We start from the raw sequence: 13,048 nt of genomic DNA, 5'->3' as shown, positions 1-13,048 counted from the left end.
GCTGCGTCCGCTGTCGTCCAGACGGCGGGCCGCTTCGTTAGGCAGGCCCCTTCACCTCGCGGGTGTCCTGCCATGTTCAAACGTCTCGCCACCTTGTTGCTGGTCACCGGCTCGGCCACCCTGTTCAGCGCCTGCGGCGGCGGTGTCGAGATCGAAGTGGGCGGCGGAGGCGGAGGCGGTGGGGGCGGCACCCAATACCCGCGCCCCAATCCCAACCCGAATCCGCCCACGCAGTCATGCAGCCCCGCAGGCCTGGCCGCGTCCGCCGCGAGCCAATGGGGCACGGTCTGCATGCTGACCAGCAGCGGCGAGATTGTCGTTGAGCTCTACGACACCTACGCGCCGCTGACGGTGGCCAACTTCTACAAATACGTCTCGGCGGGCTTCTACACGAGCACGCTGATCCACCGCGTCGACCGCGACTTCGTCGTCCAAGGCGGTGGCTACACAAGCGGCATGGTCACCAAGACGCCGCTGTATGCGCCGATCAAGCTGGAAAGCAACAACGACCTGTCCAACCTGCGCGGCACCATCGCCATGGCCCGCCGCAGCGACGCGGACTCGGCGACCAGCCAGTTCTTCTTCAACGTGAAGGACAACACCAGCCTGGATTACCAGAGCGCTGCCAACCCGGGCTATGCCGTCTTCGGCCGCATCATTTCCGGCCTCAATACGCTGGACGCGATCAACGTCGTGCCGACCTACACCTACAGCTCGACCGACATCGAGCCGCGCACCGAGGTGCTGGTCTACTGGGCCCAAAGGTTGAAGTAAGGTCTGAAGTAGGCCCGTCCGTCCTGGCGGCTCGCCATTCGTCAGCGCGGCTTGCCGTTCGTCATCGGGCCCGGGCAGCCCGGCCTGGACATGGCCAACATGCCTCCATCACAACCTTGATGGAGAAGACGCCATGACCCGCAAGACCTCGTGGATCGGCCTGTTCGGCGCCGCCGTGGGCATCGCCACCGCCCTTTGGGTGAGCAACACCCAGGCCGCGACGACCGAATTCCGTGACTTGCGCGTGGACCTGGTCGGTCAGGGCCGGCCGGTCGTCATGATCCCTGGCCTGAACAGCGCGGCCAGCACCTGGACGGAGACCTGCGCTGCCCTGCAGCCCGGCGTGCAATGCCACATCGTGCAGCTGCCCGGCTTTGCCGGCGCGCCTGCGGTGGTGACGGACAACTTCCTGGCCGGCATGCGCGACCGCCTGTTGGCCTACCTGGACGACCGCAAGCTCGACCGACCTGTCGTGATGGGCCACAGCCTGGGCGGCGTGCTGGCCCTGCAGATGGCGGCGGAGAAGCCCGGCCGCATCGAGCGCCTCGTCATCGTCGACTCCCTGCCCTTCCTGGCCGGCCTGCGGGGCATGACGCCCGAAGCTGCGCGCGGCATGGCGGCTGGCATGCGCCAGCAGATGCTGGCCGGCTCCAAGGAGCAATGGGAGGCCGGCACCCGCCAGGGCGCGGGCGGCATGAGCCGCAACCCGGCCAACGCCGAGCGCATCGTCGGTTGGGGCCTGGCCAGCGACCGTGCGACAACGGCTCAGGCCATGTCCGAACTGTGGGGCGAGGACTTGCGTCCGCTGCTGCCCCGCATCACTGCACCGACGCTGGTGCTCGGCGCCTGGGCGGCCTACGAGCCCATGGGCTCGACGCTGGAGAGCACGAAGAAGATCTTCGAGGCGCAGTACGCCGGCCTGAACGGCGCCAAGGTGTCCATGAGCCAGCGCGGCTATCACTTCCTCATGTGGGACGATGCCGACTGGCTGGTTGGCGAGGTCAAGGGCTTCCTGGCCGCCGGCAAGTAAATCGAGAGGGCTGAGGGGCATGGACACGCGCAAGCGGATGGGGGTGCAGGCGCTGCTGTGGGGCGGCTATGTGGCCATCTCGCTCGCGATGGTGTCGAGCTTCCAGCCGCTCAACGCCTCCTTCGTCTTTGTGATGGGCTGCGTCGGTGGCGGCTTGTGGGCGGCCAGCGAGGGCTTGCGCGCCCTGGCCCTGCGCCGCGCCTGGCTGGACCGTTCGCCACCCGCCCTGCTGCTGCGCCTGGCCCTGTTGCCGCCGCTGTTCGCCCTGGCAGTGCAGGTCGTGCTCTTCGCCATCAACTGGGCCGGGATCTCGCTCGGCCTGCTGCACTTCCCACCCAATGTGCCGCAAGGCTGGCTGGTGCTGCTGAGCTACACGGTCAACACCACCATCATGCTGTGGCTGTGGATGGCCGTCTGGATGGGCCTGCAGATGCTGCACCGCTGGCGTGTCGGCGAGGTCGCCAAATGGCAGGCCGAGGCCGCCGCGCGCGAGTTGGAGCTGCAGGTGCTGCGCGCCCAGATCAATCCCCACTTTCTGTTCAACGCGCTGAACAACCTGCGTGCCCTCATCAACGAGGACCCGACTCGTGCCCGCGAGATGCTGAGCCGCCTGTCCAACACGCTGCGCCACACGCTGCAGCACAGCGCCAAGGAACGCGTGCCGCTGGCCGACGAGCTGGCCGTCGTGCGCGACTACATCGCGCTGGAGCAGCTGCATCATGAGGAGAGGCTGCGCGTGGACTGGCAGGTCGACCCGGCCACGGCGGGCGCCAGCGTGCCGCCCATGCTGCTGCAGTTGCTGGTGGAGAACGCGATCAAGCATGGCATCGCGCGCACGGCCGGTGGTGGTGTCGTGGACATCCATATCGGGCGCGACGGCGGCAAGCTGAACATTGCCGTCGACAACCCAGGCCAATGGAAGCCAGGGTCGACGGACAGTACCGGCCTGGGCCTGGCCAACCTGCGCGAGCGCCTCGCGCGCGCTGGCGGCGACGGCGCGGGCTGCCGCATCGCGGCGGCCGACGGCCGCGTCAACGTCACCGTGGAACTGAACGCATGAGGATCTACATCGTCGAGGACTCGCGCCTGGCCCGCCAGGAGCTGCGCACGCTGCTGGCGGCCATCCCCGATGCCGACATCGTCGGCGAGGCCGCCGAGCTGGCGCCGGCGCGCGAGGCCATCGACACGCTGCAACCGGAGCTGCTGCTGCTCGACGTGGAACTGCCCGGCGCCACCGGCTTCGACCTGCTCGACCAACTCGAACACATGCCGCTCGTCGTCTTCACGACGGCCTATGACCAGCATGCGCTGGCCGCCTTCGAGCGCAATGCACTGGACTATTTGCTCAAGCCCATAGCCGCTGACCGTCTGGAAGCGGCGCTTGCCAAGGCCCGCGATCGCCTGCGTCCCGCGCCCGTCGCGGCACCGGCGACAACGCTCAAGGGCGTCGACGACATGGTCTTCCTGCGCGATGGCGAGCGCTGCTGGTTCGTGCGCCTGGGCGAAGTGGCCGGCTTCGAGGCCTGCGGCAACTACGCCCAGGCCTGGTTCGACGGTCAGCGCCCTCTGATCAACCGCACTCTCACCAGCCTGGAGGAAAAACTCGACCCTCAGCTCTTCTTCCGCGCCAGCCGCAGTCATCTGATCAACCTGCGCTGGATCCAGGGCATCCAGCCCTGGAGCAACGACGGCTATCGCGTCACGCTGCGCGATGGGCATCAGGTCGAGGTGTCGAGGCGGCAGGCCAAGTTGCTGCGCGAGAAGCTGGAACTCTGACCCCGGGGTGGCAGACTTCCGGCCATGCCTGTCGACACCGCCCCGCCCATCCGCCGCATCGCCATCACCACCGGTGGCGGCGACGCGCCGGGCCTGAACGCGGTCATCTGCGCCGTCACGCGGGCCGCGCTGCAGCGCGGCTGGACCTGCGTCGGCATCCGCGACGGCTACGACGGCCTGTTGCGGCCCGAGCGCTACCCCCAAGGCGGCTGCACGCCGCTGACGGCCGCGTGCGTCGAAGGCATCGCCGCACTGGGTGGCACCTTGCTGGGCTCCACCAACAAGGGCGACCCCTTCGCCTTCCCGACCGTTCAGGCCGACGGCAGCGTCGCCCTGGTCGACCGTTCTCAGGACCTGCTCGAAGCGCTGGCCCGCGACGGCATCGATGCGCTGGTGGCCGTGGGCGGCGACGGCTCGCTGGCCATTGCGCACAGGCTGGCCCTGCGTGGCCTGCACGTGGTCGGCGTGCCCAAGACCATCGACAACGACCTTGATCGCACCGTCACCACCTTCGGCTTCGACAGCGCCGTGGCCTTCGCGGCCGAATGCATCGACCGGCTGCACACCACGGCGGCCAGCCACCACCGCGTCATCGTCGTCGAGGTGATGGGCCGTTATGCCGGCTGGATCGCGCTGCATGCCGGCCTGGCCGGCGGGGCCCACGCCATCCTGCTGCCCGAGCTGCCTTTCGAGCTGGCGCCTGTCGCGGCGATGGTGGCGCAGCGCGAGGCCCGCGGATTGGCCTATTCCCTCGTCGTCGTGGCCGAAGGGGCCTGCCCCGCGGGCGGCATGCGCGCGCTGTGTGCGCCGGCCGAGGCCGGCCATGCAGAGCGCCTGGGCGGCATGGGCGAGCAGGTCAGCCAGGCGCTGGCGCGGCTGACGGGCAAGGACGCGCGCTGCGTCGTGCTCGGCCACCTGCTGCGCGGCGGCAGCCCGACGGCCTTCGACCGGGTCGCGGCTTTGCGCTTCGGCGCGGCGGCGGTGCGCGCGCTGGCCGCAGGCGAGAGCGGCGTCATGGTCGCGCTGGACGGCAACGATGTCCGACCGGTGCCGCTGGCCGAGGTGGCCGGCCGCATGAAGACCGTGCCGCTGGACGGCGATACGTTGGCCACGGCGCGCGACCTGGGCATCTGCCTGGGCGCCTGACGAGTGCGCAGGCCGTCCGGCGCGGATGCAGCCTGTCTGCGCGAAACGACGCTCTGTCCGCCGTCCTTCGACCGCCGTGCTTGCCGCCGCTACGCTGCGGCGCTTTCAACCTCCACCGGACATCGCATGACCCGTCTCGCTTCCTTCGCCTTCGCCCTGACTGCCGCCAGCTTGCTCAGCGCCTGCGTGTTCGCGCCGCCCATCACGTCAACGACCGACTCCGCCGCCATCGCCAAGATGAGCGAGCAGGCCGTGGCCACCTGCGGCATCGGCAACGTCAAGGAAGTGAACGCCAAGAGCTTCACCTGCAAGTGAGCTGATCCCCCGGCCTCGCGGGCCCGCTCAAGCCTTGAGGAACTCCGCCTTGGTGCCCAACCAGCGCCTCACCTGCGCCGCCGCGGCGACCGGGTGGCGGTCCAGCAGCTCGGGGGCGAGCTTGCGGGCCGCGACCAGCAGCGGCGCGTCCTCCTGCAGGTCGGCGAAGCGCAACAGCTCGGCGCCGCTCTGGCGTGAGCCCATGAACTCGCCCGGGCCGCGGATGTCCAGGTCGCGCCGCGCGATCTCGAAGCCGTCGGTCGTCTCCGCCATGGCCTTGAGCCGCGACTTGCCCGTGTCGGACAGCGGCGGGCTGTAGATCAGCACGCACACGCTCGCCTTGGCGCCGCGCCCGACGCGGCCGCGCAGCTGGTGCAGCTGCGCCAGGCCGAAGCGCTCGGCATGCTCGATGACCATCAGGCTGGCATTGGGCACATCCACGCCCACCTCGATGACGGTGGTGGCCACCAGCACGCTCATCGCTCCGCTGGAGAACTGCGCCATGACCGCGGCCTTGTCGCCGGACGACATGCGGCCATGCAGCAGGCCGACGGCCCTGCCTTGCAATGCCGCGGTCAACTCCTCGTGGGTCTCGGTGGCATTGCGCAGGTCAATGGCCTCCGATTCCTCCACCAGCGGGCAGACCCAGTAGACCTGGGTCCCATCCGCCACGGCGCCGCGGATCTTGTCGAGCACGTCGTGCCGCTTGGACTCGGTGAACAACTTGGTCACGATGGGGCTGCGGCCGGGCGGCAGCTCGTCGATGGTGGACACATCGAGGTCGGCGAAATAGGTCATCGCCAGAGTGCGGGGGATCGGTGTCGCGCTCATCATGAGCAGGTGGGGCTCCAGGTCCATCGCCTTGAGCTTGTTGCGCAAGGCCAGCCGCTGCGCCACGCCAAAGCGATGCTGCTCGTCAATGATGGCCAGGCCTAGCCGGGCGAACTTCACCTTGTCCTCGATGACGGCATGCGTGCCGATGACGAGCTGGGCCTCGCCCGAGGCGGCGGCATCGAGCATCCTCTGCCGCGCCTTGCCCTTCACGCTGCCGGTGATCCACGCGATCTTCAGGCCCAGCGGCTCCAGCCACTGCACCAGCTTGCGGAAATGCTGCTCGGCCAGGATCTCGGTGGGTGCCATCAGCGCGCACTGCCAGCCCGCGTCAATGGCCACGGCCGCGGCCAGGGCGGCGACGACGGTCTTGCCCGAGCCGACGTCGCCCTGCAGCAGCCGGTGCGTCGGCTGCGGCCGGGCCAGGTCCTGCGCAATCTCCTCGGACACGCGCTGCTGGGCGCCGGTCAGTTGGAAGGGCAGGGCCGCAAGCAGCTTTTCGTGCAGGCCACCGGGGTGGGCGCGCAGGGCCGGCGCCGCCAGCAGTGCACGTTCGCGCTGGGCCTGCAACTGTGACAGCTGCTGGGCCAATAACTCCTCGAACTTGAGCCGGTGCCAGGCCGGATGATGGTGCTCATGCAGCGCGTCCTGCGAGGCGCTGGGCGGCGGGTGGTGTAGGTAATGCAGCGCATCCTTCAAGCTGGGCAGCCCTGGCGGCACGATGTCGTCCGGCAGGATCTCGCGCAGATCCGCCCGCGCCAGGCCTGAGGCCACGGCTTTGCGCAAATAGGCCTGCGGCAGCTGCGCCGAGGCCGGGTAGACGGGGGTCAGTGACTGCGCCAGCGGCGTGTCCTCGTCGACGACCTTGACGACGGGGTGCACCATTTCGCGGCCAAAGAAGCCGACGCGCGCCTCGCCACGCACGCGCAGCCGGGTGGCCGCCGACATCTGCTTTTGCTGCGAGGGATAGAAGTGCAGGAAGCGCAGCAGCAGCGTGCCGGAATCGTCCTTCACGCGCACCAGCAGCTGGCGGCGGCTGCGCAGCTCCACTTGGCAGTCAACGACGACGCCCTCCACCTGCGCCGGCTCGTTCTCGCGCAGCGCGGCAATGGGCACGATGTGGGTCTCGTCCTCATAGCGCATCGGCAGGTGAAGAGCCAGGTCGATGTCGCGCAGCAGGCCGAGCTTTTCCATCGCTTTCTGCGGTGCGGACTTGGCTGGCTCGGGCATGCCGGCATTTTGCGTTCGTAAAGCAGCGCGCCGACCGCCCGGCGTCGGGAGCCTCGAACCCCTCATTCGAGCGGACGAAGCCAACGCCATGCCATCCTTTTGCATCACAATCCGGCCCGACAAAAACAGCCCGGATCGGGGCCAGGGAGGGTCTGCAATGCAGAAGTTGACGCTGCGCGTGCGCGCTTTGGGAATGGGAATGCTGGCTGCCGCCGTGCTCACGGCTTGTGGCGGTGGTGGTGGTGACAGCACGCCGCCCCCGGCGCCGGCGCCGACGGTCATTCCGGAAAACCTTGCCATCACCGCCCCGGCCACGTCCGATTCGGCCACCGCCGTGGCGTTCGGCAATTCGGCCGGTACGCTCACCGGGCTCAAGTACCAGTGGGACTTCGGCGACGGCAGCACCAGCACCGACGCCGCTCCCAGCCACAGCTTTGCCAGCGGTGGCGAGTTCGACGTGGTGCTCAAGGTCACCAACGAAGCGGGAAGCAGCCGCGAAACGCGCACCAAGGTCTCGATCACCAACATCGCCAACGTGCGCGGGCTCGAGTGCACCGGCGCATCGAACACCGGCTGGTGCTGGCAAAACCCCCGACCGACGGGCAATCACGTCAACACCGTCTATTTCCTGAACGCCACTACCGGTTGGCGCGGTGGCGAGAGCGGTGAAATCTTCAAGACGACCGATGGCGGCAGCACCTGGGTTCGCCAGAATTCGGGCGTCAACGCGGCCATCTACGGCATCAAGTTCTTCGATGCCCAGACGGGTTGGGCCACGGGTGCCTTCGGCGCCCTGCTGCGCACGACCGACGGCGGCAACACCTGGACGGTGTCCAAGTTTGGAGACCCTTCGTACTACCTGAGCAGCGCTGACCTGGGTGTCATCACCGCCGTCGACGCCAAGACGGTCTATATCGGTCGGCCTGGTATCAGCAACGGCGGCACGGGGCTGTTCTTCACCAGCAAGGACGGAGGTCTCACCTGGAAGACCGTCACTTCGACGCCTTACCAGATCACGTCAAGCGGCAAGTTCTGGCTCATCCAGAACAACAGCGTCCGCGTGTCCACGGACGGTGGCCAGGCCTACACCAGCTCACTCGATCTCAAGCTCCCGCCGACGTCTTACTACTTCGAGGCTGCCACCATGCTGGCGCAGGATGACCAACATCTCGCGGCCTACACGCGGACGTCCAGCTACGACTACACAACGTACCGGTACGTCTATGCCGAGACCGTGTACACGACGGTGGATGGTGGCGCCAACTGGTCCAAGGTGGACCTGCCCGGCGGGACGGCGGTTGGCATCCAGCGCCTGTATCAGGTCTCGGCTGACGCCAAGACGCTGATGGCGAGTGGCAACAGCGGCATGATCCGCAGCACCGACGGCGGCATGACCTGGACGCCGCTGGCCGGACCTCCGGCCGATCCCTATTACTACTCCTTCTCCTATATTTCGATCGGCGGCAGCGACATCATCGCCAACAACTACTCGACCCTGTGGTTGAGCCGTGATGCGGGCCAGACCTGGGCCAAGATCAGCATGCCGGGTGGCGTGAACTCCTTTTCCTATTCGAGTGACAGCTTCCGGCGCGTCGACGCCAGCAGCCTGCTCGCCTCGGACGGCCAGGGCGCGATGTACCTTAGCAAGGACAACGGCCAGAACTGGACCAAGGCCTTCACGGCCGCCGACAACGGCAGCTACTCCAGCCAGATCGCCGTGGTGGGGTTCGGCGATGCCAAGAACGGCTTCATGACCGACGGCAACAACAAGTCCTATGCCACCAAGGACGGCGGCATCACCTGGGAGGTCAAGAGCGTCGGCTTCAACGGCGCACGCTCGGTCCAGTTCGTCAACAAGCAGACGGGCTGGCTGGTCGGCAACGATGGCCGCCTCTACAAGTCGACCGACCTCGGCCAGAGCTGGACGAATGTGGCGACGGCGGCGGGCGTGAGCTTGGCGGCCGTCTATTTCCAGACCGAAACGCTGGGCTGGTCGCAGCGCTATTCGGGCGCCCAGTTCGCCTACACGCGTGATGGCGGCAAGACCTGGACGGAGATGACCCTGCCCAATGGCGTGATCTCGATGCGCCTGGGTGAACAGTCCTGGGTGGCCGTGGGCAACACGGGCAGCATCCATGTCTCCACGGACTCGGGCGCAACCTGGAATGCGGCCTACACCGGCACCACCTCCGCCCTTTTTGCGGTGACCTTCACCGACGCCAAGACGGTGTGGGCCGTGGGCGGCGAAGGCACGCTGCTCAAGTCAGAGGATGCCGGTGCCAAGTGGACCCTGGTCAAGCTGCCCAGCAGCAATGGCGTGCTACGCGACATCAAGTTCGCCAATGCCAAGGTGGGCTGGATCGTCGGCGACGGCGGCCTGATCCTGGCCACGCAGGACGGCGGCAAGACCTGGCGCCAGCAGTCCAGCGGCACCAACCTGAATCTGAGTTCCATCCAGATGGTGGATGCCAACACGGCCTGGATCACCGGCGCCAACGGCCTGGTGCTGGCGACGGGCAACGGCGGCAACTGACGCCGCCGGCGGCGTTGCTTCAGCGGAAGTAGCGCTGCTTCAGCCGCTCGTAGCGACCGTTGCGCTTCATCGCGTCCAGCGCTGCTTGCAGGCGTTTCACCAAGGCCGGGTCGGCCTCCGGTCGCAGGCCGTACCAGTAGGCGCGGGCGACATCCAGCTCCATGACCGGCTGCAGCGTGGCGTAGTCCAGCTTGTGCTGGCGCATGGCCCAGGCGGCGGCCCAGTCCAGCAGCACGACGAACTCCATGCGGCTGGCCAGCAGCTTGCGCACGTTGGCGGCGTCGTCCAGCCCGAGCTCGAGCTCGATGCCCGGCCTGAGGCCGGCCGCCTGCAGCAGGCGGTCGGCCGCCGAGTCGCGCACGACACCGATGCGGCGCTCGCCCAGTTCACTGAGCTGGGGCAGGCTGAGGTCGCCGCGCTTGGCCAGGCGGTAGATCAGCACGCGCCGCGGCGCGATCGGCCCGACCCACTGGAACTGTGACTCGCGCTCGGGCGTGCGCGTCAGCGAGAACAGCACGCTGGCGGGCTGGGTCTCGGCCATCTGCACGGCGCGCTGCCAAGGCAGCACCTGCAGTTCCAGTGGCAGGCCGACGGCGGCCGCCATCTTGCGCAGCAACTCGACGCTGAAGCCTCGAACGTCGGCGCCGTCCTGGTAATTCAGCGGCGCCAGGTTTTCGGTGAAGCCCACCAGCGCGCGCTCGGCCGGCGCCGCGACCGCCACGGCGGGCAGGCCGAAGACAGCGGGCAGGGCGAGACAGGTACGGCGCTTCACGGGGCCGCGAGTCTAGGGTGACAACGCTGACGTCCGTATGACCAAGCGGCCGGCGGTGTGGAATAAGACGCGGTCGGCCCGATGGGACAATGCGTCCTCCCTTTGGCACGGGTCTGTCCGGCCCTCCAACGCGCCTCATGAGCTCCTCCCCAGCCACCGCCTACACGGTCGCCGACTTCGATTTCGACCTCCCCCCCGAGCTGATCGCTCAGCACCCGGCCTCCGAGCGCAGTGGCTCGCGTTTGCTGGACGCGAGTGGCGCCGACCTCGTGGATCGCGTCTTCCGTGAGCTGCCCGACCTGCTGAATCCTGGCGACCTGCTGGTCTTCAACAACACCCAGGTCATCAAGGCGCGTCTCTTCGGCGTGAAGGCGACGGGCGGTTCGGTGGAGGCCCTGATCGAACGAGTCTTGCCAGGTACCCAGGAAGTCTGGATGCATCTGCGCGCCAGCAAGAGCCCCAAGCCGGGCAGCCGCGTGCGGTTTGCCGATGCCTTCGATGCCGAAGTGCTGGGCCGCTGCGGGCCGGACAACGGCCTCTTCCATCTGCGCTTCGCCGGCGACCCCTTCGCGTTGCTGGAGGCGCACGGCCATGTGCCGCTGCCGCCCTACATCGCCCATGCCGACGGCGAAGACGATGTGCGCCGTTACCAGACGGTGTTTGCCAAGGAGCCCGGTGCCGTCGCCGCGCCGACGGCGGCCCTGCATTTCGACGAAGCCCTGCTCGCCCGCCTGGCCGAGCGTGGCGTTGCGAGCGCCCATGTGACCCTGCATGTGGGCGCCGGCACCTTCCAGCCGGTGCGCGTCGAGCAGCTGGCCGACCACAAGATGCACAGCGAATGGTTCGAGGTGCCGCAGGCGACGGTGGACGCCGTCGCCGCCTGCCATGCGCGCGGCGGCCGCGTCGTGGCCGTCGGCACGACGACGCTGCGCGCGCTGGAATCGGCCGCGCGCGGCGGTCAGCTGGAAGCGGGTGCCCGCGAGACCGACATCTTCATCACGCCGGGCTTCCAGTTCCGCGTCGTCGACCGCCTCGTCACCAATTTCCACCTGCCCAGGAGCACGCTGATGATGCTGGTCAGCGCCTTTGCGGGCTACGAGCGCATCCGTTCGCTGTACAGCCACGCCATCGCGCAGCGCTACCGCTTCTTCAGCTATGGCGATGCGATGCTGCTCTCTCGCATCCAGGCCACACGGCCCTGAGCCGCTTCGTCGACGGCGGCTGTGAAGGCGGCCCGCGCCGTCACGGGCAAGCTGAAGCGCATGCTGACGCGCGTCTCGTGCTTCACGTCGACGAGCTGGGCACCATGCTGCTCGGCCAGCCGCCGCAGCCGGCCTTCCAGCTCATAGGGCAGCTCGCAGCCCAGCTCCACCTGGGCCACGCGCTCGATCTTGTCGGCCGTCAGCAGGGCCTTGGCGATGCAGTCCGTGTAGGCGCGCACCAGGCCGCCGGCGCCCAGCTTGACGCCGCCCCAGTAGCGCACGGCGGTCGCCAGCACGCCGTCCAGGCCCTGGTGGCGCAGCACGTCCAGCATGGGCCGGCCCGCGGTGCCGCCGGGTTCGCCGTCGTCGTTGGCGGCCGAATGCCCGCCGGCGAGCAGGGCCCAGCAGACATGGGCCGCGCCGGGGTGGGCGGCGCGCAGCTCGGCGACCCGGACCAGGGCGGCCGCGCGATCGGCGCACGGCTCGACGCGGCCGAGGAAGCGGCTCTTCTTGATGACGAGTTCGTGTTCGGCAGGTGCCGCGAGGGTCAGGGACATGTGGCGGGGATTGTCCCGTGCTCAGTCACCCGTATAGGCCGCAGCTCGGGCGCCCTTGTCGCCGAGATGGCGACGCAGGATCTCGTGGACCTTGCCCTCGGCCAGCATGGCCTGCAGCGCGCGGCGCAGCCGCTGGCGGTCGTCCTCCGGCATGCTGCGCACCATGGCCAGCGCGACGGCATTGCGCTCGGTGGGTGTGACGTCCACGGGGACGAGTTCGTCCGGGTCGTCGAAGGCGGCCATGGCGATGCCCCAGCCGCTGGGCAGGGCCAGCAGGGCGTCGGCGCGGCCGGCCTTGAGCATGCGAGTGGCGGTCTTGAAGTCGCCGGCCTCAACGAGGCGACCTTGGCTGCGCATGCGCTGCACCCAGGCGTCGATGGTCGGGCCATGGGCATAGCCGCGCACGTCCAGCAGCCGCAGCTCGGTGTTGGCCTCGAAGGCGGCGATGGTCGGGGTGCGCGCCGCCAGCTCGCGGCGCATCAGCACCTGGTAGCGGCCCTGGGCATAGGGCACCAGTTCGGCGATCTCGCGGCGCTCCGGGCTCACCAGCGCCGACAGCGTCAGCTGCACGCCACCGCGCCGCATCTGGTCCCAGATGCGCACGCGCGACTCGACCACCAGCCGCAACTGGCAGCCCGAACGGCGCGCCAGCTCGTCGAACATGTCCTTGTCGATGCCGGCGGGCCCGGTATGCGGGTCTTCGTAATAGAAGCGGGCATAGGGGTAGAGCGCCGCTGTGTACGGGCCGCAGGCCTGGGCGGCCGCCTGCTCCCCTATCAGGGCGAGCAGCAGGCCTGCAATCAGCGGCTGGAGCGATGCGCGCATCATGGGCCGATGGTGGCGGTTCGGCAGCTTCGCGTCCAGCCCCGGCCGGCTGCGACA

12 protein-coding genes are annotated in these 13,048 nt (G+C 68.6%); 8 read left to right on the top strand and 4 right to left on the bottom strand.

The window, feature by feature from the left end; genetic code table 11:
• Nucleotides 1-72 precede the first annotated feature (72 nt).
• The 6 genes from ACXJLH_RS12110 (at nt 73) to ACXJLH_RS12085 (ending at nt 5,041) form a co-directional block, all read left to right on the top strand.
• Nucleotides 73-774, top strand: coding sequence for a peptidylprolyl isomerase (locus ACXJLH_RS12110; protein ID WP_056200835.1), 702 nt, complete (start codon nt 73-75; stop codon nt 772-774).
• A 133-nt stretch (nt 775-907) separates the two neighbouring features.
• Nucleotides 908-1,804, top strand: coding sequence for an alpha/beta fold hydrolase (locus ACXJLH_RS12105; RefSeq protein WP_457444307.1), 897 nt, complete (start codon nt 908-910; stop codon nt 1,802-1,804).
• Between the two features lie 19 nt (nt 1,805-1,823).
• Nucleotides 1,824-2,864, top strand: a complete 1,041-nt coding sequence (locus ACXJLH_RS12100) for a sensor histidine kinase (protein ID WP_457444305.1) — start codon at nt 1,824-1,826, stop codon at nt 2,862-2,864.
• Nucleotides 2,861-3,580, top strand: coding sequence for a LytR/AlgR family response regulator transcription factor (locus ACXJLH_RS12095; RefSeq protein ID WP_457444303.1), 720 nt, complete (start codon nt 2,861-2,863; stop codon nt 3,578-3,580). The genes ACXJLH_RS12100 and ACXJLH_RS12095 overlap by 4 nt, the downstream gene beginning before the upstream one ends.
• Nucleotides 3,581-3,604: 24 nt before the next feature.
• Complete coding sequence (locus ACXJLH_RS12090) at nt 3,605-4,726, top strand: 6-phosphofructokinase (RefSeq protein ID WP_457444301.1); 1,122 nt, start codon at nt 3,605-3,607, stop codon at nt 4,724-4,726.
• Nucleotides 4,727-4,852: 126 nt separating this feature from the next.
• Nucleotides 4,853-5,041 (top strand): hypothetical protein, encoded by a 189-nt coding sequence (locus ACXJLH_RS12085; protein ID WP_457444299.1) that lies wholly within the window; start codon nt 4,853-4,855, stop codon nt 5,039-5,041.
• Nucleotides 5,042-5,068: 27 nt separating this feature from the next.
• Here ACXJLH_RS12085 and recG read toward each other — a convergent pair whose 3' ends face one another.
• Nucleotides 5,069-7,102, bottom strand: coding sequence for an ATP-dependent DNA helicase RecG (recG, locus tag ACXJLH_RS12080; protein WP_457444297.1), 2,034 nt, complete (start codon nt 7,100-7,102; stop codon nt 5,069-5,071).
• Between the two features lie 157 nt (nt 7,103-7,259).
• On the opposite strand from recG, the gene ACXJLH_RS12075 reads away from it, so the two are divergent.
• Nucleotides 7,260-9,635: a YCF48-related protein gene (locus ACXJLH_RS12075; RefSeq protein ID WP_457444295.1), complete on the top strand. Its 2,376-nt coding sequence runs from the start codon at nt 7,260-7,262 to the stop codon at nt 9,633-9,635.
• 19 nt (nt 9,636-9,654) lie between these two features.
• Here ACXJLH_RS12075 and ACXJLH_RS12070 read toward each other — a convergent pair whose 3' ends face one another.
• Nucleotides 9,655-10,407 carry a substrate-binding periplasmic protein gene (locus ACXJLH_RS12070; protein ID WP_457444293.1) on the bottom strand — a complete coding sequence of 251 codons (753 nt, stop codon included), beginning with the start codon at nt 10,405-10,407 and terminating at the stop codon, nt 9,655-9,657.
• A 137-nt stretch (nt 10,408-10,544) separates the two neighbouring features.
• On the opposite strand from ACXJLH_RS12070, the gene queA reads away from it, so the two are divergent.
• A complete protein-coding gene (gene queA / locus ACXJLH_RS12065) occupies nt 10,545-11,609 on the top strand; it encodes a tRNA preQ1(34) S-adenosylmethionine ribosyltransferase-isomerase QueA (RefSeq protein ID WP_457444291.1) in 1,065 nt (354 codons plus the stop codon).
• Here queA and ACXJLH_RS12060 read toward each other — a convergent pair.
• Together ACXJLH_RS12060 and ACXJLH_RS12055 are read right to left on the bottom strand one after the other, a co-directional pair.
• Nucleotides 11,561-12,166 (bottom strand): IMPACT family protein, encoded by a 606-nt coding sequence (locus ACXJLH_RS12060; RefSeq protein WP_457444289.1) that lies wholly within the window; start codon nt 12,164-12,166, stop codon nt 11,561-11,563. The genes queA and ACXJLH_RS12060 overlap by 49 nt on opposite strands.
• Nucleotides 12,167-12,187: 21 nt before the next feature.
• Nucleotides 12,188-12,991: a substrate-binding periplasmic protein gene (locus tag ACXJLH_RS12055; protein ID WP_457444287.1), complete on the bottom strand. Its 804-nt coding sequence runs from the start codon at nt 12,989-12,991 to the stop codon at nt 12,188-12,190.
• Nucleotides 12,992-13,048: the final 57 nt, after the last annotated feature.

The sequence above is a fragment of the Roseateles sp. P5_E4 genome, from assembly GCF_054049255.1.
Note: the sequence above shows the minus strand (reverse complement) of the source record. Positions and strands in the feature narration are given on the sequence as shown.

What these genes read in the sequence shown, in the direction of transcription:
- ACXJLH_RS12110 (WP_056200835.1), top strand. Translation starts at nt 73, where the DNA reads ATGTTCAAACGTCTCGCCACCTTGTTGCTGGTCACCGGCTCGGCCACC.
- ACXJLH_RS12105 (WP_457444307.1), top strand. Translation starts at nt 908, where the DNA reads ATGACCCGCAAGACCTCGTGGATCGGCCTGTTCGGCGCCGCCGTGGGC.
- ACXJLH_RS12100 (WP_457444305.1), top strand. Translation starts at nt 1,824, where the DNA reads ATGGACACGCGCAAGCGGATGGGGGTGCAGGCGCTGCTGTGGGGCGGC.
- ACXJLH_RS12095 (WP_457444303.1), top strand. Translation starts at nt 2,861, where the DNA reads ATGAGGATCTACATCGTCGAGGACTCGCGCCTGGCCCGCCAGGAGCTG.
- ACXJLH_RS12090 (WP_457444301.1), top strand. Translation starts at nt 3,605, where the DNA reads ATGCCTGTCGACACCGCCCCGCCCATCCGCCGCATCGCCATCACCACC.
- ACXJLH_RS12085 (WP_457444299.1), top strand. Translation starts at nt 4,853, where the DNA reads ATGACCCGTCTCGCTTCCTTCGCCTTCGCCCTGACTGCCGCCAGCTTG.
- recG (WP_457444297.1), bottom strand. Translation starts at nt 7,102, where the DNA reads ATGCCCGAGCCAGCCAAGTCCGCACCGCAGAAAGCGATGGAAAAGCTC.
- ACXJLH_RS12075 (WP_457444295.1), top strand. Translation starts at nt 7,260, where the DNA reads ATGCAGAAGTTGACGCTGCGCGTGCGCGCTTTGGGAATGGGAATGCTG.
- queA (WP_457444291.1), top strand. Translation starts at nt 10,545, where the DNA reads ATGAGCTCCTCCCCAGCCACCGCCTACACGGTCGCCGACTTCGATTTC.
- ACXJLH_RS12060 (WP_457444289.1), bottom strand. Translation starts at nt 12,166, where the DNA reads ATGTCCCTGACCCTCGCGGCACCTGCCGAACACGAACTCGTCATCAAG.
- ACXJLH_RS12055 (WP_457444287.1), bottom strand. Translation starts at nt 12,991, where the DNA reads ATGCGCGCATCGCTCCAGCCGCTGATTGCAGGCCTGCTGCTCGCCCTG.